The sequence below is a fragment of the Pararhodobacter sp. SW119 genome (genome assembly GCF_017811755.1).
Classification (GTDB): Bacteria; Pseudomonadota; Alphaproteobacteria; order Rhodobacterales; family Rhodobacteraceae; genus Pararhodobacter.
Map to the genome: position 1 here is coordinate 197,955 of NZ_JADDJF010000002.1, position 23,297 is coordinate 221,251.

Annotated in this window: 22 protein-coding genes; 10 read left to right on the top strand and 12 right to left on the bottom strand. The window is 67.5% G+C overall.

Features of this window, described 5'->3' with window-relative positions:
- Window positions 1-24 precede the first annotated feature (24 nt).
- Genes IM708_RS02735 through dusB form a run of 3 tightly spaced genes read right to left on the bottom strand, consistent with a single transcriptional unit; the run spans window position 25 to window position 3,508 of the window.
- Window positions 25-1,416, bottom strand: a complete 1,392-nt coding sequence (locus IM708_RS02735; RefSeq protein ID WP_209424780.1) for a response regulator — start codon at window positions 1,414-1,416, stop codon at window positions 25-27.
- Between the two features lie 5 nt (window positions 1,417-1,421).
- Window positions 1,422-2,534 (bottom strand): ATP-binding protein, encoded by a 1,113-nt coding sequence (locus tag IM708_RS02740; RefSeq protein ID WP_209424781.1) that lies wholly within the window; start codon window positions 2,532-2,534, stop codon window positions 1,422-1,424.
- Window positions 2,531-3,508, bottom strand: a complete 978-nt coding sequence (gene dusB / locus IM708_RS02745; protein WP_209424782.1) for a tRNA dihydrouridine synthase DusB — start codon at window positions 3,506-3,508, stop codon at window positions 2,531-2,533. Before dusB ends, IM708_RS02740 begins: the two co-directional genes overlap by 4 nt.
- 196 nt (window positions 3,509-3,704) lie before the next feature.
- Here dusB and IM708_RS02750 point away from each other — a divergent pair, with 196 nt between their 5' ends.
- From IM708_RS02750 to IM708_RS02760, 3 genes are read left to right on the top strand one after another with little or no spacing between them, the layout of a single operon-like run.
- Window positions 3,705-4,862, top strand: coding sequence for a bifunctional 2-C-methyl-D-erythritol 4-phosphate cytidylyltransferase/2-C-methyl-D-erythritol 2,4-cyclodiphosphate synthase (locus IM708_RS02750; protein ID WP_209424783.1), 1,158 nt, complete (start codon window positions 3,705-3,707; stop codon window positions 4,860-4,862).
- Complete coding sequence (locus tag IM708_RS02755) at window positions 4,859-5,353, top strand: phosphatidylglycerophosphatase A (RefSeq protein ID WP_209424784.1); 495 nt, start codon at window positions 4,859-4,861, stop codon at window positions 5,351-5,353. The genes IM708_RS02750 and IM708_RS02755 overlap by 4 nt, the downstream gene beginning before the upstream one ends.
- Complete coding sequence (locus tag IM708_RS02760) at window positions 5,350-5,835, top strand: CinA family protein (RefSeq protein WP_209424785.1); 486 nt, start codon at window positions 5,350-5,352, stop codon at window positions 5,833-5,835. The genes IM708_RS02755 and IM708_RS02760 overlap by 4 nt, the downstream gene beginning before the upstream one ends.
- Here the strand turns inward: IM708_RS02760 and IM708_RS02765 are convergent.
- Complete coding sequence (locus IM708_RS02765; RefSeq protein ID WP_209424786.1) at window positions 5,820-6,284, bottom strand: type II toxin-antitoxin system RatA family toxin; 465 nt, start codon at window positions 6,282-6,284, stop codon at window positions 5,820-5,822. The genes IM708_RS02760 and IM708_RS02765 overlap by 16 nt on opposite strands.
- Before the next feature lie 95 nt (window positions 6,285-6,379).
- On the opposite strand from IM708_RS02765, the gene hpt reads away from it, so the two are divergent.
- The 3 genes from hpt to pyrC are packed head-to-tail and all read left to right on the top strand — an operon-like array spanning window position 6,380 to window position 8,989.
- Window positions 6,380-6,916, top strand: coding sequence for a hypoxanthine phosphoribosyltransferase (gene hpt, locus IM708_RS02770; RefSeq protein WP_209424787.1), 537 nt, complete (start codon window positions 6,380-6,382; stop codon window positions 6,914-6,916).
- A gap of 37 nt (window positions 6,917-6,953) precedes the next feature.
- Window positions 6,954-7,904: a hypothetical protein gene (locus IM708_RS02775; protein ID WP_209424788.1), complete on the top strand. Its 951-nt coding sequence runs from the start codon at window positions 6,954-6,956 to the stop codon at window positions 7,902-7,904.
- 41 nt (window positions 7,905-7,945) lie between these two features.
- Window positions 7,946-8,989, top strand: coding sequence for a dihydroorotase (gene pyrC / locus IM708_RS02780; RefSeq protein WP_209424789.1), 1,044 nt, complete (start codon window positions 7,946-7,948; stop codon window positions 8,987-8,989).
- 149 nt (window positions 8,990-9,138) lie between these two features.
- On the opposite strand, the gene IM708_RS02785 is transcribed toward pyrC, so the two are convergent.
- From IM708_RS02785 to IM708_RS02810, 6 genes are all read right to left on the bottom strand, one after another.
- On the bottom strand, window positions 9,139-10,554 hold the full coding sequence (locus IM708_RS02785) for an amidase (RefSeq protein WP_209424790.1): 1,416 nt from the start codon (window positions 10,552-10,554) through the stop codon (window positions 9,139-9,141).
- 70 nt (window positions 10,555-10,624) lie between these two features.
- Window positions 10,625-11,656 (bottom strand): extracellular solute-binding protein, encoded by a 1,032-nt coding sequence (locus IM708_RS02790; protein WP_209424791.1) that lies wholly within the window; start codon window positions 11,654-11,656, stop codon window positions 10,625-10,627.
- 27 nt (window positions 11,657-11,683) lie between these two features.
- On the bottom strand, window positions 11,684-12,421 hold the full coding sequence (locus IM708_RS02795; protein ID WP_348524932.1) for an ABC transporter permease: 738 nt from the start codon (window positions 12,419-12,421) through the stop codon (window positions 11,684-11,686).
- Between the two features lie 124 nt (window positions 12,422-12,545).
- The gene (locus IM708_RS02800) at window positions 12,546-13,445 is read right to left on the bottom strand and encodes an ABC transporter permease (protein WP_209424792.1); all 900 of its coding nucleotides are present in this window, start codon (window positions 13,443-13,445) and stop codon (window positions 12,546-12,548) included.
- Window positions 13,446-13,449: 4 nt separating this feature from the next.
- Window positions 13,450-14,577 (bottom strand): ABC transporter ATP-binding protein, encoded by a 1,128-nt coding sequence (locus IM708_RS02805; RefSeq protein WP_209424828.1) that lies wholly within the window; start codon window positions 14,575-14,577, stop codon window positions 13,450-13,452.
- A gap of 64 nt (window positions 14,578-14,641) precedes the next feature.
- Complete coding sequence (locus IM708_RS02810) at window positions 14,642-16,324, bottom strand: amidohydrolase (protein ID WP_209424793.1); 1,683 nt, start codon at window positions 16,322-16,324, stop codon at window positions 14,642-14,644.
- Between the two features lie 154 nt (window positions 16,325-16,478).
- Here IM708_RS02810 and IM708_RS02815 point away from each other — a divergent pair, with 154 nt between their 5' ends.
- Both IM708_RS02815 and IM708_RS02820 read left to right on the top strand, forming a co-directional pair.
- Window positions 16,479-17,105, top strand: a complete 627-nt coding sequence (locus IM708_RS02815) for a thiamine phosphate synthase (RefSeq protein ID WP_209424794.1) — start codon at window positions 16,479-16,481, stop codon at window positions 17,103-17,105.
- A gap of 76 nt (window positions 17,106-17,181) precedes the next feature.
- Window positions 17,182-17,859 (top strand): DUF502 domain-containing protein, encoded by a 678-nt coding sequence (locus tag IM708_RS02820; RefSeq protein WP_209424795.1) that lies wholly within the window; start codon window positions 17,182-17,184, stop codon window positions 17,857-17,859.
- Window positions 17,860-18,013: 154 nt separating this feature from the next.
- Here IM708_RS02820 and uvrA read toward each other — a convergent pair whose 3' ends face one another.
- Complete coding sequence (uvrA, locus tag IM708_RS02825) at window positions 18,014-20,890, bottom strand: excinuclease ABC subunit UvrA (protein ID WP_209424796.1); 2,877 nt, start codon at window positions 20,888-20,890, stop codon at window positions 18,014-18,016.
- Between the two features lie 155 nt (window positions 20,891-21,045).
- Here uvrA and IM708_RS02830 point away from each other — a divergent pair, with 155 nt between their 5' ends.
- Window positions 21,046-21,411, top strand: coding sequence for a DUF6152 family protein (locus IM708_RS02830; RefSeq protein WP_209424797.1), 366 nt, complete (start codon window positions 21,046-21,048; stop codon window positions 21,409-21,411).
- Window positions 21,412-21,420: 9 nt separating this feature from the next.
- Window positions 21,421-21,861 (top strand): hypothetical protein, encoded by a 441-nt coding sequence (locus tag IM708_RS02835; RefSeq protein WP_348524930.1) that lies wholly within the window; start codon window positions 21,421-21,423, stop codon window positions 21,859-21,861.
- On the opposite strand, the gene lpdA is transcribed toward IM708_RS02835, so the two are convergent.
- On the bottom strand, window positions 21,858-23,252 hold the full coding sequence (lpdA, locus tag IM708_RS02840; protein ID WP_209424798.1) for a dihydrolipoyl dehydrogenase: 1,395 nt from the start codon (window positions 23,250-23,252) through the stop codon (window positions 21,858-21,860). The two genes, IM708_RS02835 and lpdA, sit on opposite strands and share 4 nt — an antisense overlap.
- Window positions 23,253-23,297: the final 45 nt, after the last annotated feature.

A 23,297-nucleotide genomic window follows, 5' to 3' on the forward strand; every position in this document is an offset into this window, starting at 1 on the left:
GCTCGCCACGCCCCTGTGGCGTGCTTACATCAATTTGCGGCGGCGTGTCACGCGAATATCCAGATCGTTGATCTTCTTGCGCAACGTATTGCGGTTGATTCCCATAAGCTCAGCACACCTCGCCTGATTGCCGCTGGTATACTCCAGCGCAATCTCGATCAGCGGCGCTTCGACCTCGCGCAGGATGCGGTCATAGAGCCCCGGCGGGGGCAACTCGTCGCCATGAAGCTCGAAGTAGCGCCGCAGATGGCGCGCGACCGATTCGCCCAGTTTTTCGCCCGGCGCACCGCCGCTGGCCTGAGTCACCGCGGGCTGGCCGGTCAGCGCCGACTCCATCTCGCTGCGTCCGATCTCCTCGGTCTGGCCGGTCACGACCAGCCTGCGCATCGTGTTTTCGAGTTGCCGCACGTTTCCCGGCCAGGTGTAGTGGCGGATAAGCTCCATCGCCTGCGGCGCGATGCGCCGAACGGCGCCCGTATCGCGCGCGGCGCGGGCCAGGAAGTGTTCGGCCAGAAGCGGAATGTCCTCGATCCGCTCGCGCAGGGGCGGGACATGCAGGGTCATTCCGGCAAGGCGGTAGTAGAGGTCTTGGCGAAAGCCCCCTTCCTCCAGCGCCGCCGACAGGTCGCCCTCGGCGATCGCCAGAAGCCGCGGCCCGTTTTCCGGCAGCGAATCGAGCAGGCGCACCAACCTCGCCTGGGCTGCGCCGTCCAGATCACCCAGCCCGTCGATCACCAGCGTGCCGCCCCGCGCGCGCGCCACCAGCCCCGGCACGGCGGTCGGGTCGCCCTGCCCCAGGTCCTGGCCCGCTGCCAGCACGAACGGTTGCGCCCGGCGATCAGAAAAATCATGCAGGGCGCGCGCGATCAGGGACTTCCCCGTTCCGGACTCGCCGGTGATCAGCACCGGCATGTCGGTGTTCATGACCCGTGCAACCAGCCGGTAGAGCGTCTGCATCGAAGGCGTTCGCCCGACCAGCGGCAGATCGGTTTCCGCGGGCGGGTCCAGTACCTCGCCGGAGGGCGGCGTGGCCGGCGTGCGATTACGGCGCGGGCTCGCCTCCATCGCCTTGGCGGCGCGCTTCAGCAGATCCGGCAGGTCGAAAGGCTTGGGAAGATAGTCCCAGGCCTCGGCCTCGGTCGCCTGGATGGCGGTCATGATGGTGTTCTGCGCCGAGATCACGATCACCGGCAGCCCAGGTCGCAGCGCCCGGATGCGCGGCAGCATCTCGATGCCGTTGCCGTCGGGCATGATCACGTCCGAGACGACCAGATCGCCCTTGCCCTCCTCGACCCAGCGCATCAGCGTGGTCAGGCTCGATGTCGCATGAACCCGGCATCCCGCGCGGGTCAGTGCCTGGGTCAGCACCGTTCGGATCGTGCGGTCGTCATCGGCAACCAGGACGGTACCATCCATCGGCTTCACTCCTCGGGGTCGGGCACAGCTTGGGTCAGGAAATCGGGAAGCGCTTCGGGCGGCGCGACGGGCAGCGAGATACGAAAAGTCGTCTGGCCAGGACGCTGGTCCACCTCGATCCATCCCTCGTGCGCGGCAATGATCTTCGATACCAGCGCGAGGCCCAGACCGGTGCCGTTCTCGCGGCCCGAGACGAAGGGTTCGAACACCTGCTCGGCGATCTCGACCGGCAGGCCGGGGCCATCGTCCATGATCTCCACGTGCAGCGGCAGAGCGACCGACCCGCCGGGATGGCGCAAGTGCAGACCACGCTCGAAATAGGTTCGCATGCGGATGGTGCCGCCTTGGGGTTGAACTTCCGCGGCGTTCTTCAGCAGATTGAGAAAGACCTGCAGCAACTGGTCCGGGTCGGCCAGGGTCAACGGCAACGAGGGGTCGTACTGATCCAGAATGCGCATATGCGCCGCAAACCCAACCACCGCCGAGCGGCGCGCGCGCTCCAGCACGTCATGCAGGTTGACGGGCCTTCGCTCCGGGGGACGCTGATCGCCGAACTGCTCGACCTGGTCCAGCAGCTTCACAATGCGCTGCGTCTCTTCGACGATCAGGTCGGTCATTTCCCGGTCGGCCCTGGGCAATCCCATCGACAGCAACTGCGCCGCCCCGGCAATACCGGCAAGCGGGTTCTTGATCTCGTGGGCCAGCATCTCGGCCAGACCGATGGCCGAGCGCGCCGCGGCCTTCGTTGCCTGCGTCCGCCCCAGCCGCCCGGCAATATCGCGCGGCGTGACCAGCAGCAGAAGTGTCTCTTCCTCCTCGCTCAGAGGGGCGATCTGCAGGGTACACAGGACGGGCGGTCGATCCCCGGTGCAGACATCCGCGTCGTTGATGAAGATCGGCGCGCGGTTGCGCCGGGCGCGTGCCAAGGCCTCTTCCATCGGCGCGTCGATCGTCAGCCGGTCCAGCGCGGGCTCGCCCTCCAGCGTTGCGCTGGTCGCCGACATGAAAAGTTCCGCCGCCGGATTGCAGCCGAGGATGCATTCGATCCCGTCCTGCGAGGCGAGCAAGAACGCCGGCACCGGCAGAGCCGCCCAGATGGCGCCGGGCGGGGGCATCATGCCGCAGCCTCGCGCGCGCAAAGGGCGTCCGCCAGCAGCGCCAGGACCTGCGCCGGTTCCGGCGCGCGCATCAGCCGCGCGCGAAGATCAGCCGGACCGCCCGCCGCATCCACGTACCAGCCCAGGTGCTTCCGCGCGATCCGCAGCCCGTGATCGCGCCCGTAAAAGGACAGCATCGACTCGTAATGAAGGCCCACCAGATCGACGAGCGCGCCGCCCGTCGGCACCACAGGCGCCGGGCCGCCGTAGAGCGCCGCCGCGATCTGTGCCAGAAGCCACGGCCGCCCCTGCGCCCCGCGGCCGATCATGACGCCCTGCGCACCCGACTGGGCAAGCGCCGTACGGGCGTCGGAGGCATCCAGGACATCGCCATTCGCAATCAGTGGTATGCGCACGCTCGAACCCACTTCGCGGATCGCGCGCCAGTTGGCGCGGCCGGTGTAGAACTGCGCGCGGGTCCGGCCGTGGATGGTGATCATGCGCACGCCGGACGCCTCGGCCCGGCGGGCGAGTTCGGGCGCGTTCAGGCAGTCTATGTCCCAGCCCAGCCGCGTCTTCAGCGTGACCGGGATCCGCACCGCGCGCACGACAGCCTCGATCAACCGTTGCGCCAAGTCGAGATCGCGCATCAGCGCCGAGCCCGAAAGGCCCCCTACCACCTTCTTTGCCGGGCAGCCCATGTTGATGTCGATCAGCGGCGCGCCCTCGGCTTCGGCGATGCGCGCGGCCTCGGCCATCGCGGTGGGGTCGCGGCCGGCAAGCTGCACCGCGGTCGGCAGGCCAGCCGCGATGCGCGCGCGCGCCCGGCTCGAGCGCCTCTTGGTGACCAACTCGCCCGACGCGATCATCTCGCTGACCAGCAGCCCCGCGCCAAAGCGCGCCACGATCCGCCGAAAGGGCAGATCAGTGATTCCCGACATCGGCGCCAGCAGGACCGGCGGGTCGAGAGGAATGGGAAAGGGCGGCGAAGACATCGATTCTCGCGCTTGAACGGTGCCCGAGATGTAGCGCCTCGAACGCCCGCCGCAAAGGCGGCGCCCGACATTGATGCGCGAGAATTCATCATTTGCACATTTCTTGATCTTCGTCGCAAGCAAAAGGGGCGATCCGCGATGCTTGGGACAGGTCCCGAGGGTTGCGGGGGGATAAGCCCTGCCCTAACCCTGCCTCATGGGCGAACAAGATCAGACTGCGGTGATCCTCGTTGCTGCAGGGCGCGGCACGCGCATGGGCGAGGGCACCGCAAAGCAGTGGCGCCCACTCGCCGGCCGGACGGTACTTGGCCAAACCGCGGCGGCGTTCCGTACAGCCGGGCTCGACCGTCTTCTTGCGGTGATACGGCCCGAGGACGCCGGTCACATTGCGCCCATCGGACTGCCCTGGGTCGCCGGGGGCGAAACCCGGACCGAGTCGGTGCGCGCCGCGCTCGAACACCTTGCCGCCGATCCGCCGGCACGGGTGCTGATCCATGACGGCGCCCGTCCTCTGGTCACGACCGCCGTCATCACCGCCGTGCTTGAAGCGCTCAGGTCCAGCCCCGCCGCCGCCCCCGCCCTGCCGGTGACGGATGCCCTCTGGCGCGCAGATGCGGATCGCGTGACCGGCACTGTCCCGCGCGACGGACTGTTTCGCGCCCAGACACCGCAGGGCTTTGCCTTCGACGCGATCCTTCGCGCCTACCGGGCGCATCCCGGGCCGGCCGATGACGACGTCGCCGTGGCCCGCGCCGCCGGTCTTGACGTGACCATCACCGAGGGGGATCAAGACAATCTGAAACTGACCAGGCCCGCCGATTTCGTGCGCGCCGAAGCGATCCTGGCCAGACCCCTCAGGACGGAGGACGCGCCCGTGGACATCCGCACCGGCAACGGTTTCGACGTGCATCGCTTCGGGCCGGGCGACGCCGTCTGGCTTTGCGGAGTCAAGGTCCCGCACGACCGTGCGCTGCAGGGCCATTCGGACGCGGACGTCGGCATGCACGCGCTGACCGACGCAATCTACGGCGCGCTGTCCGAAGGCGATATCGGGCGACATTTCCCGCCAAGCGACCCACAATGGAAAGGTGCCGAAAGCCGCATCTTCCTGCGCCACGCGACAGAGCGCGTCACCGCGCGCGGCTTTCGACTGACCCACGCGGATGTCACGCTGATCTGCGAACGCCCGAAGATCGGCCCGCATGCCGATGCCATGCGCGAAGCACTTGCCGCTATCCTCGGGGTGGAAGCCGCGCGCCTCTCGGTCAAGGCCACGACCTCGGAACGGCTTGGCTTCACCGGGCGCGAGGAAGGAATCGCCGCCCTCGCCACTGCGACCCTGGTGGCGCCATGACCGCGACGCGGGTCATCGCGATCTGGTTCGGCGCAGGGCTCTTGCGTCCGGCACCGGGCACCTGGGGCACGCTGGCGGCACTGCCGTTCGTCTGGGCGATGCATATGATGGGCGGCTTCGTTCTGGTCGCGCTGGCCACGGTCGTGATCTTTGCGGTCGGCTGGTGGGCCGCCATCGCCGAAACCCGCGGCGGTAGCGACCCCGACCCTTCCGAGATCGTCGTGGACGAGGTCGCGGGCATGTTCCTCGCGCTTTGGCCGGTCTCACTCGGCGCACAGATGGCCGGCGCCGATATCCTGCGCCTCTGGCCCGGCTGGGTCCTGGCGTTCATCGCTTTTCGCCTGTTCGACATCTGGAAACCCGGCCCGATCGGATGGGTCGACCGTTGGCACACCCCGCTCGGCCTGATGCTGGACGACATCCTTGCCGGGCTTTGCGCGGTACTCGTCGTCGCGGTCGCCGCGACATTTGCTCACCTGGTGCTTATATGAGCCGGCTGGCCCACCAGATCCTTTCTCAAGGCCGGGCGCGGAGCGCCCTGATCGCAACGGCCGAGAGCTGCACGGGCGGGATGGTCGGCGCCGCACTGACGGACCTGCCCGGATCTTCGGACGTCTATATCGGTGGATTCATAACTTACTCCAATGACTTGAAGCGCGATCTTCTGAATGTCTCCGAAGCGACACTGGCGCAGCATGGCGCGGTGTCGGAACCCGTGGCGCAGGAAATGGCCACCGGCGCCCGGATGCGGACCGGCGCCAGCCATGCGGTGGCGATCACCGGCATCGCCGGCCCAGGCGGGTCCGAGTTCAAGCCCGAAGGGCGGGTCTGCTTCGCCGTCGCCTCGCCCGCTGGCATCACGAGTGAAACGGTGGATTTCGGCGCTCTCGGCCGCGACCCCGTGCGGCGCGCGGCCCGCGACCATGCGCTGCTGTTGCTGGCGCGCGCGCTGGCCGCTCAGCCCTCTCCGTAAAGCGCGCGCGCCCGGCGGTCGAATGCGGTCACGACGCGGCGCATCGCTTCGTCGAAGACGACGCCGATGATCTTCTGCAACAGCGCGTTCCGAAACTCGAAATCGACATGAAAGTGCACCTCGCAGCCGCCCTCGGGCCGGTCCTGAATGTCCCACGACGATTGCAGGTACTTGAACGGCCCGTCCAGATACTCGGTCTCGATCCGCCGCTCGGCCGGCAGCAGCGTCACGCGCGATCCGAACCGTTCGCGAAATACCTTGAACGAGATCACCAGATCGGCCTCCATCACCTCGGCCCCCTCCGAGCGGTCGGGCAGGGGCTCGACCTTCCGGATCCGCGCCGCCGCTGTCCAGGGCAGGAATTCGGGATAGCGCGCCACGTCCGCCACCAGATCGTAGATCTGGCGGGCGGTGTAGGGCAGCTTGCGGTTTTCGCTATGGCGGGGCATCCGCGACCTCTGGTCAGCACGCCTGCCTTTTCGTAAAGTCGCGCCCAAATGACAAGAGGCCCCGTCCCGCCACGGCGCCCGACCCGGAGACGCGGATGAGCGAGCGGACATATGTCATCGACCAGATGATCTCGGCCAAGTCCATTGCCGCACGGGTCGAGGCGCTTGCAGCGGAGATCACGCGCGCCTTCAAGGGAACGGAAAAGCTGGTGGTCGTAGGCCTGTTGCGCGGCTCCTTCGTCTTCATCGCCGATCTCGTGCGCGAACTCGATCTGCCGGTGGAGGTCGATTTCCTCGAAGCCTCCAGCTACGGCGACGCCATGCATTCCTCGCGCGAGGTGCGCATCCTCAAGGATCTGCGCAGCGAAATCGCCGGGCGCGACGTGCTTCTGGTCGAGGATATCGTCGACACCGGCTTTACGCTTCATCACGTCAAGAACCTGCTGCAAAGCCGCGAGCCGCGACGGCTGGAGGTCTGCGCGCTGCTCGACAAGCCCTCGCGCCGTGAGGTCGAGATCAAGGCCACCTGGACCGGGTTCGAGATCCCGGATGAATTCGTCGTCGGCTACGGCATCGATTTCGCCCAGCGAGACCGCAACCTGCCGTATATCGGCAAGGTCCGCTTCGTCTAGACCCGCGCGCCCCGGCCCCGCGCGAGGAGGCGCAGCAATGCCAACCGTACCGCGCGACCGCTACAGCGCCGAAGGGGCGAAAAGCGTCGACGACTGGCGCGCCCATCTCGACCGGATCGGCGAGGAGGCGGGCTATTTCGAACCCATCGGCGCAAGACACCACACCTTCTTCAACGACCTCGCCCCGGTGCTGCTGGTCAGCTTCGAGGAATTGTCGAGCCTGCGCGACGCCGCCGCCGACCAGATGCCGCTGGGCTACCGGGTCGCGTCGGCGCGGGGCTGGTCCAGCCTGACGATCATCGCCGACGGCGCCAGCTGGTTTCGCGACCGGCATCTCTGGGGCTATTTCGACCGCCTGATCGACGAGGGTTTTTTCGAGGATTTCGACCGCGTCGCGTTCTACGGGGCGGGGATGGGCGGCTATGCGGCCTCGGCCTATGCCGTTGTCGCCCCCGGTTGCCGCGTGCTGGCACTGGCGCCGCGCGCGACGCTCGACCCCGCCACGGCCCCCTGGGACCGGCGCGACCTGACGGCGCGGCGGCTCGACTTCCGGTCGCGCTACGGCTTTGCGCCCGACATGGTGGCGGGGACCGAGGCAACCTTCCTGATCCACGATCCCCTGCAGGCCCTCGATGCCGCCCATGCGGCGCTCTTCCGGGGTCCACAGGTCACGCATTTGCGCGCCCGGCATATCGGCCCCGATCCCGCGGCGGCGCTGTCCCGGCTCGACCTGCTCGTCCCGCTGATCGAGGCGGTGGTCGACGGGACGATCTCGGCGGCGCTCTTTCACCGGCTGTCGCGCGCGCGCCGGGATGATCCGGCCTGGCTGGGCCGTCTGGCCGCGCGCGCGCAGGCGACCGGCGGCGCGGTCCGGCTGGCGCGGGCTTGCCGCGCGGCGCTTGCCCGCTCGGACCACCCGCGCCTGCGGCTTCTGTTGGCCGAGGCGGAGGCCGAAATCGAGACCGAGTCCGACGGCGGACGCGCCTGATCCCCCTTCACAGACCCACGCGCGGCGGCTAGAGGCAGGGCATGCAACGCACGCTCACGCTCACCCGTCCCGACGACTTTCACCTGCATCTGCGCGATGGCGCCATGCTGACCGGGATCGCGCCGGAATCGGCGCGCGATTTCGCCCGCGCGATCATCATGCCCAACCTGGTGCCCCCGGTCGTGACCGGTGCGCAGGCTCAGGCCTATCGCGAGCGTATCCGCACCGCCCTGCCCGGCGCGGATTTCACCCCGCTGATGACGCTCTATCTGACCGAGGCAAGCGATTCGGCCGATATCGTCGCGGCGCACCGGGCGGGGATCATCCATGCGGTGAAGCTCTATCCCGCCGGGGCGACCACGAATTCCGACTCCGGCGTGGGCGATTTCGACCGGGTGCGCGCCACCTTCGAGGCGATGGCCGAGGCCGGCGTGCCGCTCTGCGTGCATGGCGAGGTCACCGACGCCGATATCGACATCTTCGACCGGGAGGCGGTGTTCATCGACCGGGTGCTGGACCCGATCCGGCGCGCGGTGCCGGGGTTGCGGGTGATCATGGAGCATGTGACGACCGCCGATGCCGTCGCCTATGTGCGCGGCGCCGACCGCGGGCTGGGCGCGACGATCACCACGCATCACCTGATCATCAACCGCAACCATATCCTGGCCGGCGGCATCCGGCCGCATTACTACTGCCTGCCGGTCGCCAAGCGCGAGACGCATCGCCAAGCGCTGCTCAAGGCCGCGACCTCGGGCGATGCGCGGTTCTTTCTGGGCACCGACAGCGCGCCGCATGCCGACCCGGCCAAGGAGGCCGCCTGCGGCTGCGCGGGCTGCTTCACGGCGACGAACACGATGCCGGTCCTGGCCGAGGTGTTCGAACGCGCCGGGGCGCTGGACCGGCTGGAGGCTTTCGTCGCGCATCACGGCGCTGATTTCTACGGGCTACCGCGGAACGCCGGCCAGCTGACGCTGGAACGGCAGGACGCGCCGGTACGCTTCCCCGAGAAGATCGAAACCGGCGCCGGGCCGGTCACCGTGTTCGACCCCGGCTTTCCGGTGCACTGGCGCGTGGCCGCCGGCTAAAGGGGCGCCGCGAGGGCGAAACGAGAAAGTGCGCACGCGTGCGCACTTCCGTAAGGAAGTGATATGTCTATAAAAATCGACGCAGTTAACCGCAATGAAACTTTCGCCCGGAGCCGCGCAAGGCGCAGGCGCAGGCCGTGTGGCGGGGGTCAGACGCCCGGCGGCGGGCGGCGGTTCGGCCAGTCGGTCGCGCGATGCCAGGCCTGCGCAAGCTGCAGCACCGCCGCATCCGCGCCATGCGCGCCGATCAGTTGCAGGCCCATCGGCAGACCGTTCGCACCGAACCCCGCGGGGACCGAGATCGCCGGCAGGCCGATCAGGCTGGCCGGGATCATCACCTCCATCCAGCGGTGATAGGTGTCCATCGCGTGCCCCGCGACCTCGGTCGGGTATTCCTGATCGAGCGGGAAGGGCCAGACCTGCGCCGTCGGCAGCGCGATCACGTCATGGGTCTGAAACAGCGCATCGGCGCGCGCGTACCATTGCGACCGGGTCAGGCTGGCGGCCTCGACCGCCGCCAGGGTCAGGTTGCGGCCCTGCTCGATCTCCCACAGCGCGGTGGCCTTCAGGCGGGGCCGGTGGCCCGGATCGTCGTAGAGTTGCCCCAGACGCGCGGCATTGGCGAAGGCGCGCAGATCCAGCCAGGATTGCCAGAGCGCGTCGCGGTCGAAGGGCGGATCGATCGCCTCGACAGTGACGCCCAGGTCGGCAAAGCCCGCCAGTGCGGTTTCACACAGATCCAGAATGCCCGGCTCGAACGGGAAGGCGCCGCCCCAGTCGCGCGCCCAAGCGATCCGGCGGCCTGCGACCGGCGCGTCGATGTCAGGCAGGCTTGCGACTTTCGGCAGGCAGAAGGGCGCACCCGCCACCGGACCGGCCTGCACGTCCAGCAGTGCCGCGAGGTCCCTCGGGCTGCGCGCCATCGGCCCGTTGGTCGACAGTTTGTGCAGGTAGGTCTCGCCCTCGGGCCAATCGGGCACGCGGCCCCAGCTGGGGCGCATCCCGTAGACATTGTTCCAGCCCGCCGGGTTGCGCAGGCTGCCCATCATGTCGGAGCCGTCGGCAACCGGCAGCATCCGCAGCGCCAGCGCCACCGCCGCCCCGCCCGAGGACCCGCCGCAGGTGCGCCCGGCGTCATAGGCATTGCCCGTTGTGCCGTGAACCGGGTTGAAGGTGTTGCTGCCCAGCCCGAACTCGGGCGTGTTGGTCTTGCCGATGACGATGGCGCCCGCCGCCTTCATCCGCGAGACATGCAGCGAATCGCGCTGCGCCACCTGCCCCGCCAGCACGGGCGAGCCCTTGGAGGTCGGCAGACCCTCGGCATCCGCCAGATCCTTGATCGCCACCGGCAGGCCATGCAGCCAGCCCTTGCGCGGCGCCGCGTCGGCGGCGCGCGCCTCGGCGAGCAGCGCCTCCGCGTCGCGCAGCGACACGATCGCATTGGCCGGCCCGTTCAGCCGCTCGATCTGCTGAAGCGTCGCGCGCATCAGTTCCTCGGCGCCGATCTCGCCCCCCTCCAGCGCGAGCGCCTGATCGAGCGCGTCGCGTGCCAGTATCCCGTCCATGTCCTGCCCCTTCCTCACAATCGAAGGGAGGGGGCGCAGGCCCCCTCCCCGGTCGATATTCACGCAGCGCTTACTGAAGCAGTTCGGTCCAGATCTGCGCGTGGATGTCGTTGATCTCTTGCGGGCAGGCCTGACCGAAGCGACCGGCCGCGACCAGTTCCTCGGGCACGTTTATCTCCGGCGCCTCGCGCATCACCTCGTCCATGTATTCCTCAGACCCGGTGATGCCGTTGGCGTAGCGCGCGAAGTTCGAGATCAGCGCGGCGTTTTCCGGCTGCAGCACGAAGTTGACGAAGCGCATCGCGTTCTCGGTGTTCTGCGCATCGGCCAGCACCATCAGGTTGTCCATCCAGATCGGATAGCCGGTGCGCGGATAGCCGTAGGCGAAATCCTCGTTCTGCAGGCGCACGCGCATGCTGGCGCCGTTCCAGTAGATGCCGGCATCAAGATCGCCCGCGGCGTAGCTGTCGACCGTGCCGTAATCCAAGGCCAGCCAGTGCGGTTTCGCGGCCATCAGATTGTCGCGTACCTGCCGCAGCACGTCCATGTCGGTAGTGCAGCTGCTGTCGCCGCCGGCGTGATAGATCGCCATCGACATCACGTCCGACATCTCGGGGATGACGTTGATCCGGCCGCGCAGTTCCTCGGGCGGGTCGAGGATCAGGTCCAGGTCATTGACATCCCCGCCATAGACCGAGGTGTTGACGATCACGCCCGTCGTACCCCAGGCCCACGGCACCGAATATTCGCGGCCCGGGTCGAAGTCGACATCGACCCATTGCGGGGCGATGTTGTCCCGGTCGGTCACGATCTCGGGGTCGAGCGGTTGCACCAGCCCTTCGTCCACCCAGGTCTGGACATAGGTGTTCGACGGCACGACCAGGTCGAAACCGTGCCCCCCCTGCCGGATGCGGGCCAGCGCGGTGTCGTTGCTGTCGAAATCGGTCAGGTTGACCTGGATGCCGGTCTCGGCGGTGAAGCGTTCCAGCAGTTCGGGATGGGTGTAGTTGCCCCAGTTATAGAGGTTCACCACACCCTGCGCTTGCGCGAATCCGGCGGAGGCCAGAAGTGCCGCAAGGCTGACGGCCAGTGTATTTTTCATCGTTCTACTCCCTGGTGGTTGATGCTCTCACACCCCGCGCTTGCGGGTGATGAGGAAGAAGGCTGTCACGATCATCAGAGACAGCGCAAGAAAAAGCGTGGCGATGGCGTTCATCTCGGGCGTGACGGTCCGGCGCAACTGGCCCAGCATGTAGGTCGGCAGCGTGTCCTGCCCGGCGGATTTCACGAACTCGGTGATCACCACGGTGTCGAGCGAGATGACGAAGCCCAGCATGAAGCCCGCGACGATGCCGGGCACCAGCAGCGGCAGGGTGATGTAGCGAAAGGCCTGAAAGGGGCTAGCGTAGAGGTCGGCCGCGGCCTTTTCCAGGGTGATGTCCATCGTCTCCAGCCGGGCGCGGATCGGCAGGTAGGCAAAGGGGATGCAGAACGCGGTGTGCGCGGCCACCAGGTAGCCCATGCCGGTATAGCCCGTCTGCACCTTGATTGCCGCCACGAAGATCAGAAGCGCGATGCCGGTCACCACCTCGGGCACCATCAGCGGCTGGTTGATCAGCGCGTAGATCATGGTCTGGCCGGGAAAGCGGCTGGTGCGGGTGGTCCCCAGCGCCGCCAGCGTCGCCAGAAGCGTGGCGATGCCCGACGCCGTCACCGCCAGCCAGAGCGAACGGACCGACACGTCGCGCACCTGCCGGTTGTTGAACGCGGCCTCGTACCATTGCAGCGAGAAGCCCTCCCAGCGCGCCTGAGACACGCCCTCGTTGAAGGAATAGGCCACCAGGATCACGATCGGCAGGTACAGCATGACGAAGGTGAAGATGGCGATGACGCCGAACCCCGGCAGCCGCCGCACCGAATAGTTGCGCCGCCGCGCGGGGCGGGCCGCGTCCGAACCGCCGCGCAGCGCGCGTTCCGTCCCGGCGGTGACCTCAGCCACGGCGCACCTCCTCGCGGTTGACCCAGCGCAGATAGAGCACCAGCGCCGTGACCACGATGATCAGAAGAAGCATCGCCAGCGCCGCGCCCAGCGGCCAGTTGCGCCCCTGCCCGAACTGCAGCGCGATCAGGTTGCCCAGCATCATCGTGCGCCCGCCCCCCAGGACCCGCGGCGTGACATAGGCGCCGATCGCCGGGATGAAGACCAGGATCGACCCGGCGATGAACCCCGGCTTCACCAGCGGCAGGATGACGTACCACAAGACCTTGATCCGGCTGGCGTAAAGGTCATAGCCCGCCTCCACCAGCCGGAAGTCCAGCTTGTCCATCGCGGCATAGAGCGGCAGCACCATCAGCGGCAGGAAGACATAGGCCATGCCCAGCAGCACCGCGAAATCGGTGTACATTATCTGGATCGGCTGGTTGATCACGCCGGTCTGCAGCAACAGCGCATTGATCGTGCCGTTGTTGCGGATCAGCTCCTGGATCGCGAAAGTGCGGATCAGCAGGTTGGTCCAGAACGGGATGGTGATCATGAACAGCCAGATCGCGCGGCTGTTCGGCGGCCGCGTGGCGATGAACCAGGCGGTCGGAAAGCCCAGAAAGGCGCAGAGCAGCGTCGTCTGCAGCGACAGCGAGATCGAGCGCCAGAAGACCGTCAGATGCGCCTCGTTCCAGGTGACCTGATCGGGGTCGAAGATGTCGCGCCGCCAGAAGACGCGGAACCAGGCCTCGGTCGTGAACTCCCAGTTGACCCCGCCCATGTTGCCGGGGGTCAGGAAGGAATAGATCAGCACGATCATCAGCGGGCCGGACGCAGCCAGCACCAGCACGATCAGCGCCGGGGTGCACAACAGCCATTTCCAGCCGTGGCGTTCCTTCGTCGCCTCCATCGCCTCAGCCCCTCAGCACCCGAAGCGCGCCGGGACTGAGCCGCAAGCCGACGCGCGTCCCCGGCGCGGGTTCGGCCATGTGGTCGACGTTCTGCCGGCGCAGGATAAACCCCTGCCCGTCGGGCAGGCGCAGATGGACATGGGTGTCGGTGCCAAAGAAGACCGCGGTCTCGACCTCGGCCTGCAGGTCGGCGGGGCCGTCCTCGACCAGGTGGGCCTGTTCGGGGCGGATCACGGTTATCACTTTCTCGCCGGGGCGCGGCGTCATGCCGTCGGGCAGACGCGCCGCCGTGCCGTTGCCGCCGGGCAGCGTGACCGTCGCCTCGGCGCCCTCCACCGCCGAGACCGGCAGTTCCAGAAAGTTCGTGTCACCTATGAAGTCCGCCACGAAACGCTCTGTCGGGGAATGATAAATCTCGTGGGGGCTGCCCAGTTGCAGGATCCGGCCCTTGTTCATCACGGCGATCCGGTCGGACATGGTCAGCGCCTCTTCCTGGTCATGCGTGACGAAGACGAAGGTAATGCCGGTCTCGGACTGCAGGCGCTTCAACTCGCCCTGCATCTCCTTGCGCAGCTTCAGGTCCAGCGCGCTCAGCGGCTCGTCCAGAAGCAGCACCCGCGGCCGTGGCGCCAGCGCCCGGGCCAGCGCCACGCGCTGCTGTTGCCCGCCCGAGATCTCGGAGGGCTTGCGCTCGGCCATCTCCTCCATCTTGACCAGATTCAGCATCTCGTCCGTCGTCGCCGCGACCTCGGCGCGGGGGCGGCCCTGCATCTTCAGCCCGAAGCCGATATTCTGCGCCACGGTCATGTGTGGAAACAGCGCGTAGTTCTGGAAGACCGTGTTCACCGGGCGCTGGTTCGGCCCCAGGCCCGCAACCTCCTTGCCGTCGATCTGCAGCGACCCGCCGGTCGGCTGTTCGAACCCGGCGATCACCCGCAGCAGGGTTGTCTTGCCGCAGCCCGAGGGCCCCAGTAGCGTGAAGAACTCGCCGCTGCGGATCTGCAGATCGATGTCGGTGAGCGCGTGAAAGGCCGCGGTGCCCTGGCCGAAGACCTTGCTGACCTTGCGGATGTCAATCTCGGTCTGCACCGGATCGCGCGCGCCCCGCTGCCCTGCACCCTGCGCCGCCATGTCGGCCTCCGCTCGTTCGTTGCCGGGATCGTCCGCATCAGTGAGGCGCAAACCGGCGCGGCGATCAAGCATCTTCTTCCGCCATCGCCGCCTGATCCCAGACAATCTGGCCGCCGCACACCGTCTGTGCAACGGTCATGCGGCCGATGCGGTCGTGCGCCGTTTCCTCGATATCGCCGTCCAGCACGACGATATCGGCCAGGAAGCCGGGCTTCAGCATGCCCTTCCACTTTTCCGTATGCTCGGCCCAGGCGCCGCCGGTCGTGTAGGCGGCCAGCACCGAGTGCAGGTCCAGTCGTTCGTCGCCCGCGCCGTCGAAGACCGGGCGCATCAGCGCCGACTGGATACCGCGCAGCGGGTTCACATCCGCCACCGGCCAGTCCGAGGCGAAGGCCAGTTTCACCCCCGCCTCGGCCAGGGACCGGCAGAGATAGGCGTCGTTCCAGCGGTCCCGCCCGACCATGTCCAGCGTCGGGAACAACGGGAAATCGAGCGCGCCGGGCACGTGGCACGGCTGGATCGAGGCGACGATGCCCAGATCCGCCATGCGGCGGATGTCAGCGCGGTCGATCATCTCGATATGTTCGATCCGGTGGCGGGCGTCGCGCGGCCCGTTGGCGCGGCGCGCGGCCTCGTAGCCGTCGATCACCCGGCGCACGGCGCCGTCGCCGATCGCATGGACGGCGATCTGCAAGCCGCGTCGGTCGCATTCGGTGGCGATCGCGGCGAACTGGTCGGCCTGGAACAGCGGCTCGCCGCGCCAGCCGGGCTGGTCGGGGTAATCGTCCAGCCGCACCGCCGTGCCGCTGTCCACCACCCCGTCCATGAACAGCTTGACGAAACCCGAGCACAGCCAGTCGTCGTCGAACTCGGCAGCCAGGTCGCTGGCAAACTGCAGGTCGGCCAGCGTGCGATGGTTGCGAAAGTGAAAGGGGACGCGCACCCGCGCGGTCAGCCTGCCTTGCGCGCGCAGCGCCGCCAGCACCTGCAGCGTGTAGCGGTTTCCGTCCATGTTCACGAGGCTGGTCAGCCCGTGGCGCGCGCAATGGCGCAGCCCGCGCGCCATATGCACGCAGTCGGCGACCAGTTCCGCCGCGCCCGGCGCGGGCACCGGCTCCTCGCCGGTGGCGATACCGGCGGTGATCCGCTGCGCGCCCGACAGCGCCATGACCGGGGCCTTCGCCTCGAATTCGCGCAACTCGCCGGTCGCCAGCCCATCCTTGCCCATGACGATCTCGTTGCCCGGCCCCAGCGCCCGACCCTCCAGGATCCCCGCCGCCTTCAGCGCCGCGGTATTCGCCCAGCCGGTGTGGTGGTCTGCCGCGACCAGCAGCACCGGGCGGTCGGGCAGGATCGCGTCCAGGTCCTGCCGGGTCAGCGGCCGGTTCAGGATGGCGTAGTCGCAGCCCTGTCCGATGATCAGCGGCAGGTCCGGGTGCTCGGCCGCGTAGACGCGGATCGCGCGCCCCAGCGCCGTCTCGCCCTTGACGCCCAGAAGTTGCAGATGTGCCAGTTCGGCCCCGCCCATGAAGAGATGCAGATGGCTTTCGATGAAGCCCGGCAGGACGCTGGCGCCGCGCGCGTCGATGCGCCGGGTCTGCGGACCGGCCAGCGCCGCCACCTCCTCGGCCGCGCCCACGGCCAGGATGCGCCCGCCGACCACCGCCACCGCTTCGGCACGCGGACGCGCCGGGTCCATCGTCAGGACGCGAGCGTTGGTGATGATCAGATCGGCTTTGTCGGCCATGTTCCCTCCTGCCCTTGATTCGATTATTTTGATCAAAATCTAGCGGGTCTTCCGCCGCAGGTCCAACCTTTCGTGCCCGACCACCCCGCCCCGCGCGCCATTGCGTAGTACCCGCCCCGCGGCTATGCAGGCGCGCAATGTCAGGACAGATCCGATGACCGACCAACCCGACCGCCCGCAGCTCTACCTGATCACCCCGCCGGTTTTCGAGCCCGCGGATTTCGCGCCGACGCTGGCCCGCGTGCTCGACGCCGTGCCCGTCGCCTGCCTGCGCCTGTCCATGGCCGGCGGGGACGAGGATCGCATCGCCCGCGTTGCCGACCAATTGCGCGAACTGGCGCATGCACGCGACATCCCGCTGGTGATCGAACGCCACGTCCTGCTGGCCGAACGCCTGGGCCTCGACGGCGTCCACCTGCCCGAGCGCACGCCGGGCATCCGCAAGCTGCGCGAAACGCTGGGCAAGGACGCGATCATCGGCGCGGCCTGCGGCGCCTCCCGGCACGAGGGGCTTTCGGCGGCCGAGGCCGGCGCCGACTATGTCGCCTTCGGCCCGGTCGGCGACAGCCCGCTGGGCGGCGGTTCCACAGTGGATGCAGAGCTATTCGAATGGTGGTCGCAGATGATCGAGGTGCCGGTCGTCGCCGAAGGCGCCCTGACGCCCGAACTCGTCGCCGCACTGGCCCCGATCACCGATTTCATCGCCCTCGGGGACGAGGTCTGGATCCAGGACGACCCGCTGGCCGCCCTGCGCCGGCTGATCGCGCCGCTCGACCTCTGAGCCGCGCCGGCGCGCTTGCCGGGGCGCTTCCGGCTCTGGTAAGGACGGGTCTGGCCTGCCTCCGACGGAACCTGCCATGACCACCGAACCGCCCCCGCCGAAGCGCGGCGTTCTTGCCCTCTTGCGCAATTCGTTTCTGACCGGGCTCGTGATCGTCGCGCCCGCGGTGCTGACCATCTGGATCATCGTCGCCACGGTCGAATTCATCGACAACCGCGTGCTGCCGCTGATCCCGCGGACGATCCTGCCGGACTTCCTGACCGGCATGACCTTCCCCGGCATGGGCGTGCTGATCTTCCTGATCTTCACGATGGTCGTCGGCTGGCTGGCCAAGGGGATCATCGGGCGCAGCCTGATCGATTGGGGCGAACGGATCGTTTCGCGGATGCCGGTGGTGCGGTCGGTCTATCAGGGCCTCAAGCAGATCGCCGAGACGGTCTTCGCGCAGTCCTCGACCAGCTTCAACCGCGCCTGCCTCGTCGAATATCCTCGCCGCGGCATCTGGGCGATCGCCTTCATTTCGACCGATACGCGCGGCGAGATCGCGGGCCATCTGGGCACGGGCGAAAAACACATCGCCGTCTTCCTGCCGACCACGCCGAACCCGACTTCGGGCTTTCTGCTGTTCGTGCCGGAAGCCGACGTGAAACCTCTGGAGATGAGCGTCGAGGACGCAGCGAAACTTGTCATCTCGGCCGGATTGGTCGTGCCCGCCCCTGACAAGCTCGACAACCGGCCAGCGCGGCGCCGTTGATCCCGACAGCCGGGACAATCGCATTTCATCCTGGCCGCCGCAAACCTTTCGGGTTTCCTGCGCCGGCGTGCGTTCGTGCCATACGCTTGCCATACGCTTGCCATACGCCTGCCATACGCCTGCCAGCCGGTTTCCGGCAGGCCGCTGGCAGGGTCTATTCCGCCGCCGCGCGCGTCCGGTTCAGCAGCGGCGCCAGGTAGCGCCCGGTGTGGCTGGCGTCGACGCGCGCGATATCCTCGGGTGTCCCTTCGGCCACGATCAGCCCGCCGCCGTCGCCCCCTTCGGGCCCGATGTCGATGATCCAGTCGGCGGTCTTGATCACGTCCAGATTGTGCTCGATCACCACCACGGTATTGCCCTGATCGACCAGTTCGTGCAGCACTTCCAGCAGCTTGCGCACATCCTCGAAGTGCAGGCCGGTCGTCGGCTCGTCGAGGATATAGAGCGTCCGCCCGGTCGAACGGCGGCTCAGTTCCTTCGACAGCTTGACGCGCTGCGCCTCGCCGCCTGACAGCGTCGTCGCCTGCTGGCCGACCTTGATGTAACTCAGCCCGACGCGCATCAGCGCATCCATCTTCTCGCGGATCGCCGGGACCGCCTGGAAGAAGCCCTGCGCCTCTTCAACCGTCATGTCAAGAACGTCGGCTATGCTATTGCCTTTGTAAAGAACTTCTAGTGTTTCGCGATTATATCGCGCGCCCTTGCAGGTCTCGCAGGTGACATAGACGTCGGGCAGGAAGTTCATCTCGATCTTCAGCACGCCATCGCCCTGGCACGCCTCGCAGCGCCCGCCCTTGACGTTGAAAGAAAACCGCCCCGGCTTGTAGCCGCGCGCCTTCGCTTCGGGCAGGCCGGCGAACCAGTCGCGGATCGGCCCGAACGCCCCGGTATAGGTCGCCGGGTTCGACCGCGGCGTGCGTCCGATCGGGCGCTGGTCGATGTCGATGACCTTGTCCAGATGCTGAAGCCCGGTGATCGTCTCGCAGGGCGCTGGCGTCTGCCGGGCGCCGTTCAGTCGCATCGAGGCGGTCTTGAACAGCGTCTCGACGGTCAGCGTCGACTTGCCGCCCCCCGACACCCCGGTCACGCAGACGAATTTCCCCGCCGGAAAATCGACGGTCACACCGCGAAGGTTGTTCCCGGTCGCATTCACCACCCGCAGCGACTTGCCGTTGCCCTTGCGCCGTTCCGCCGGCACCTCGATCCGCCGCGCGCCCGACAGGTATTGCCCGGTCAGGCTGGCCGGATCGGCGGTGATCGCCTCGGGCTTGCCCTCGGCAACCACGCGCCCGCCATGCACACCGGCGCCGGGGCCGATGTCCAGCACCCAGTCGGCGGTACGGATCGCTTCCTCGTCATGCTCGACGACCAGCACGGTGTTGCCCTGGTCGCGCAGGTTGCGCAGCGTCGTCAGCAGGCGGTCGTTGTCGCGCTGGTGCAACCCGATCGAGGGTTCGTCGAGCACGTAGAGCACGCCGGTCAGCCCGCTGCCGATCTGGCTCGCCAACCGGATGCGCTGGCTCTCGCCGCCTGAAAGGGTGCCGGCCGCGCGGCTGAGCGTCAGGTAGTCCAGTCCGACATTGACAAGGAATCCAAGGCGTTCGCGGATTTCCTTGATGATCGCCGCGGCGATCTGGTTCTTCTGATTGCTCAGGTGATCGGGCGCGGTGTCGATCCAGGCCAGCGCCTCCTTGATCGACATCTCGCTGACTTCGGCGATGTGCAGAAGCTTGTGACGCCCGCCTTTGGCGGGACCGATCTTCACCGCCAGCGCCTCGGGCTTCAGGCGCGCGCCGCCGCAGGTGCTGCACGGCCGGTTGTTCTGGTAGCGCTCGAATTCCTCGCGCACCCAGGCGCTGTCGGTCTCCCGGTAGCGGCGCTCCATGTTCGGGATCACCCCTTCGAAGCTGCGGGTGACGTTGTAGACCCGCCCGCCGTCGTCGTAGCGGAACGGGATTTCCTCGCCGTCGGACCCGTGCAGCAGCACCGTCTTCACCGCGTCGGGCAGGTCGCGCCAGGGCGTGCGGGCGTCGAACCCGTAGTGCTTGGCCAGCGCCTCGATCGTCTGCAGGAAATAGGGCGACTTGCCCTTGCGCCAGGGGGCGATGGCGCCGTCCTCCAGCCGCAGCATCTGGTCGGGCACGACCAGGCGTTCATCGAAGAACAGCTCCACCCCCAGCCCGTCGCAGGCCGGACAGGCGCCGAAGGGCGCGTTGAACGAAAACAGCCGCGGTTCGATCTCGGGGATGGTGAAGCCGCTGACCGGACAGGCGAAATTCTCGGAAAAGGTGATCCGCTCGGCGCTGTCGTCGGCCAGTTCCAGCACCGCGATGCCCTGCGCCAGGTCCAGCGCGGTGCGGAAACTGTCCGCCAGGCGCGTCTCCATCCCCGCGCGCACCACGATCCGGTCGACCACCACGTCGATGTCGTGGCGGAACTTCTTGTCCAGCTCCGGCGGGCTGTCGAGTTCGTGAAAGGTCCCGTCGACCTTGACGCGCTGGAAGCCCTGCTTGCGCAACTCCAGGAATTCCTTGCGGTATTCGCCCTTGCGGTCGCGCACGATGGGGGCCAGCAGGTAGGCGCGCGTGCCCTCCGCCATGGCCAATACTCGGTCGACCATGTCCTGCACCTGCTGCGCCTCGATCGGCAGGCCGGTGGCGGGGCTGTAGGGGGTGCCGGCGCGGGCGAACAGCAGCCGCAGGTAGTCGTGGATCTCGGTCACCGTGCCGACGGTCGAGCGCGGGTTCTTCGAGGTCGTCTTCTGCTCGATGGAAATCGCCGGGCTGAGGCCCGAGATATGGTCCACATCGGGCTTCTGCATCATGTTCAGGAACTGCCGCGCATAGGCGCTCAGGCTCTCGACGTAGCGGCGCTGCCCCTCGGCATAGATCGTGTCGAAGGCCAGCGACGACTTGCCCGACCCCGACAGACCGGTGATCACCACCAGCTGGTCGCGCGGGATATCGACATCGATCCCCTTGAGGTTATGCTCGCGCGCGCCGCGCACCTCGATGAACTTCTGTTCCGCCATTTTCAGCCCCCGAACCTCAAGCCCCCTACATAGGTCACTCCTGGCGAGTCGCCAAACCGAAATTGTGAACGAAGCAAGAACACCTCACTGCGTTGTCACTGTCGGAGCGCGCCGGATCGGACTACCCTGCCGCATACGCACAGACAGGAGGAAACATGCAGATCACCCGTCGAATGCTGTTTGCCGCCGTCGCGCTGCTGCCCGCCCTGCCCGCGCTCGGGCATCACGGTTGGCGCTGGACGGCGGACGGCAAGATCGAACTCACCGGCGTCATCACGGACGCCCAACTCGGCAATCCCCACGGCGTGCTGACCGTCGACGCCGAGGGGGAGATCTGGCGCGTCGAGGTCGGCCAACCCTGGCGAAATGCACGCGTGGGGCTGGAGGATTCGATGCTCGCGCCGGGCGTGGAGATCGTGGCGATCGGCCCGCGGTCGGCCGACCCATCGGAAAACCTGCTGAAGGCCGAGCGGGTCGTGATCGCGGGGCAGAACTACGATCTCTATCCCGATCGGCTCTGACGGCTGCCGGTGACCGAGACGCTGTCCCTGCTCGAGGCGACGGCACTGGCGCAGCACCTGAAGGTGTCGCGCTGGACCTATCCGCTGGTCAATGCCGGTCACATCCTCGGCATCGCGCTCCTGATCGGGGCGGTGGTGCCGATGGACCTGCGAATCCTGCGCGGCATCAATGTCGCCCGGACCGTGGCGCTGCTGCGACCCTTTGCCGTTGCCGGGCTTCTTCTGGCGATGACCTGTGGGCTGATGCTCTTCATCGTGCAGCCAGTGGATTATGCCGCCAGCCCGTGGTTTCGTGCAAAGCTGGTTCTTCTGGCGCTGGCGATCGGCAATGCCGTTCTGCACCCTCGGATCGCGGACCATCCCTTGTCACGCCAGCGCGTCGCCGTCGTCCTCTCGCTCGCGCTCTGGCCCTCGGTGCTGATCGCGGGCCGGATGATCGCCTACGGCTAGAAGTGGATCGCGCGTCCGTAGGCGTCCAGGACCGATTCGTGCATCATCTCGCTCAGCGTCGGATGCGGGAAGACGGTGTGCATCAGTTCTTCCTCGGTCGTCTCCAGCGTGCGGCCGACGACATAGCCCTGGATCAGTTCGGTCACTTCCGCCCCGATCATGTGCGCGCCCAGCAACTCGCCGGTCTTGGCGTCGAAGACGGTCTTGATCATGCCCTCGGATTCGCCCAGCGCGATGGCCTTGCCGTTGCCGATGAAGGGGAAGCGGCCGACCTTGACCTGGTGCCCGGCCTCCTTCGCCTTCGCCTCAGACAGCCCGACCGAGGCGACCTGCGGATGGCAATAGGTGCAGCCGGCGATGGCCGCGGGCTTGACCGGATGCGGGTTCATGCCGGCGATCTTCTCGGCCACCACCACGCCTTCGTGGCTGGCCTTGTGCGCCAGCCACGGCGCGCCGGCGATATCGCCGATGGCCCACAGACCCTTGACCCCGGTGCGCCCGTATTCGTCGGTCACCACATGCGTGCGGTCGACCTTGACGCCCAGTTCCTCCAGCCCCAGTCCCTCGGTATTGCCGACGATGCCGACGGCCGAGATCACGGTGTCGAACTCGGCGGTTTCGGTCTTGCCGCCGGCTTCCAGATGCGCGGTGACCTTGCCCTTGCCGCGTTCAAGCTTCTTGACCGTGGTCTTGACGCGGATCGACATGCCCTGCTTCTCGAACGCCTTCTTCGCGAAGGCCGAGATTTCCTCGTCCTCCACCGGCAGGACGCGGTCCATCACCTCGACCACCGTGGTCTTGGCACCCAGCGTGTTGAAGAAGCTGGCGAATTCGATGCCGATGGCGCCCGAGCCGATGACCAGCAGGTTCTTCGGCATGCGCTTGGGCTGCAGCGCGTGCCTGTAGGTCCAGACCAGGTCGCCGTCGGCCTCCAGCCCCGGCAGTTCCCGCGCCCGCGCGCCGGTGGCCAGGATGACCTCGGGCGCGGTCAGATCCTCGGTCCCCTTGTCGGTCTTGACGCTGACCTTGCCCGGCGCGGTGATCTTGGCCGCGCCCATCACCACCGTGACCTTGTTCTTCTTCATCAGATGGCCGATTCCGCTGGTCAGCTGTCCCGCCACCTTGCGCGAGCGCTTGATCACCGCATCGAGGTCGAAATCGACCCCCTCGGCCTTCAGGCCGAATTCCTTGGCGCGGTGCATCAGGTGAAAGACCTCGGCCGAGCGCAGCAACGCCTTCGTCGGGATGCAGCCCCAGTTCAGGCAGATCCCGCCCAGATGCTCGCGCTCCACGATGACGACGCGTTTGTCCAGTTGCGCGGCGCGTATCGCCGCCACATAGCCGCCGGGTCCCGCCCCGATCACGATGACATCAAAGCCCTGCTGCGCCATGGAAACCCCCCGAAGAAATCTGTTCCGACGTTATGCCGATCCGCC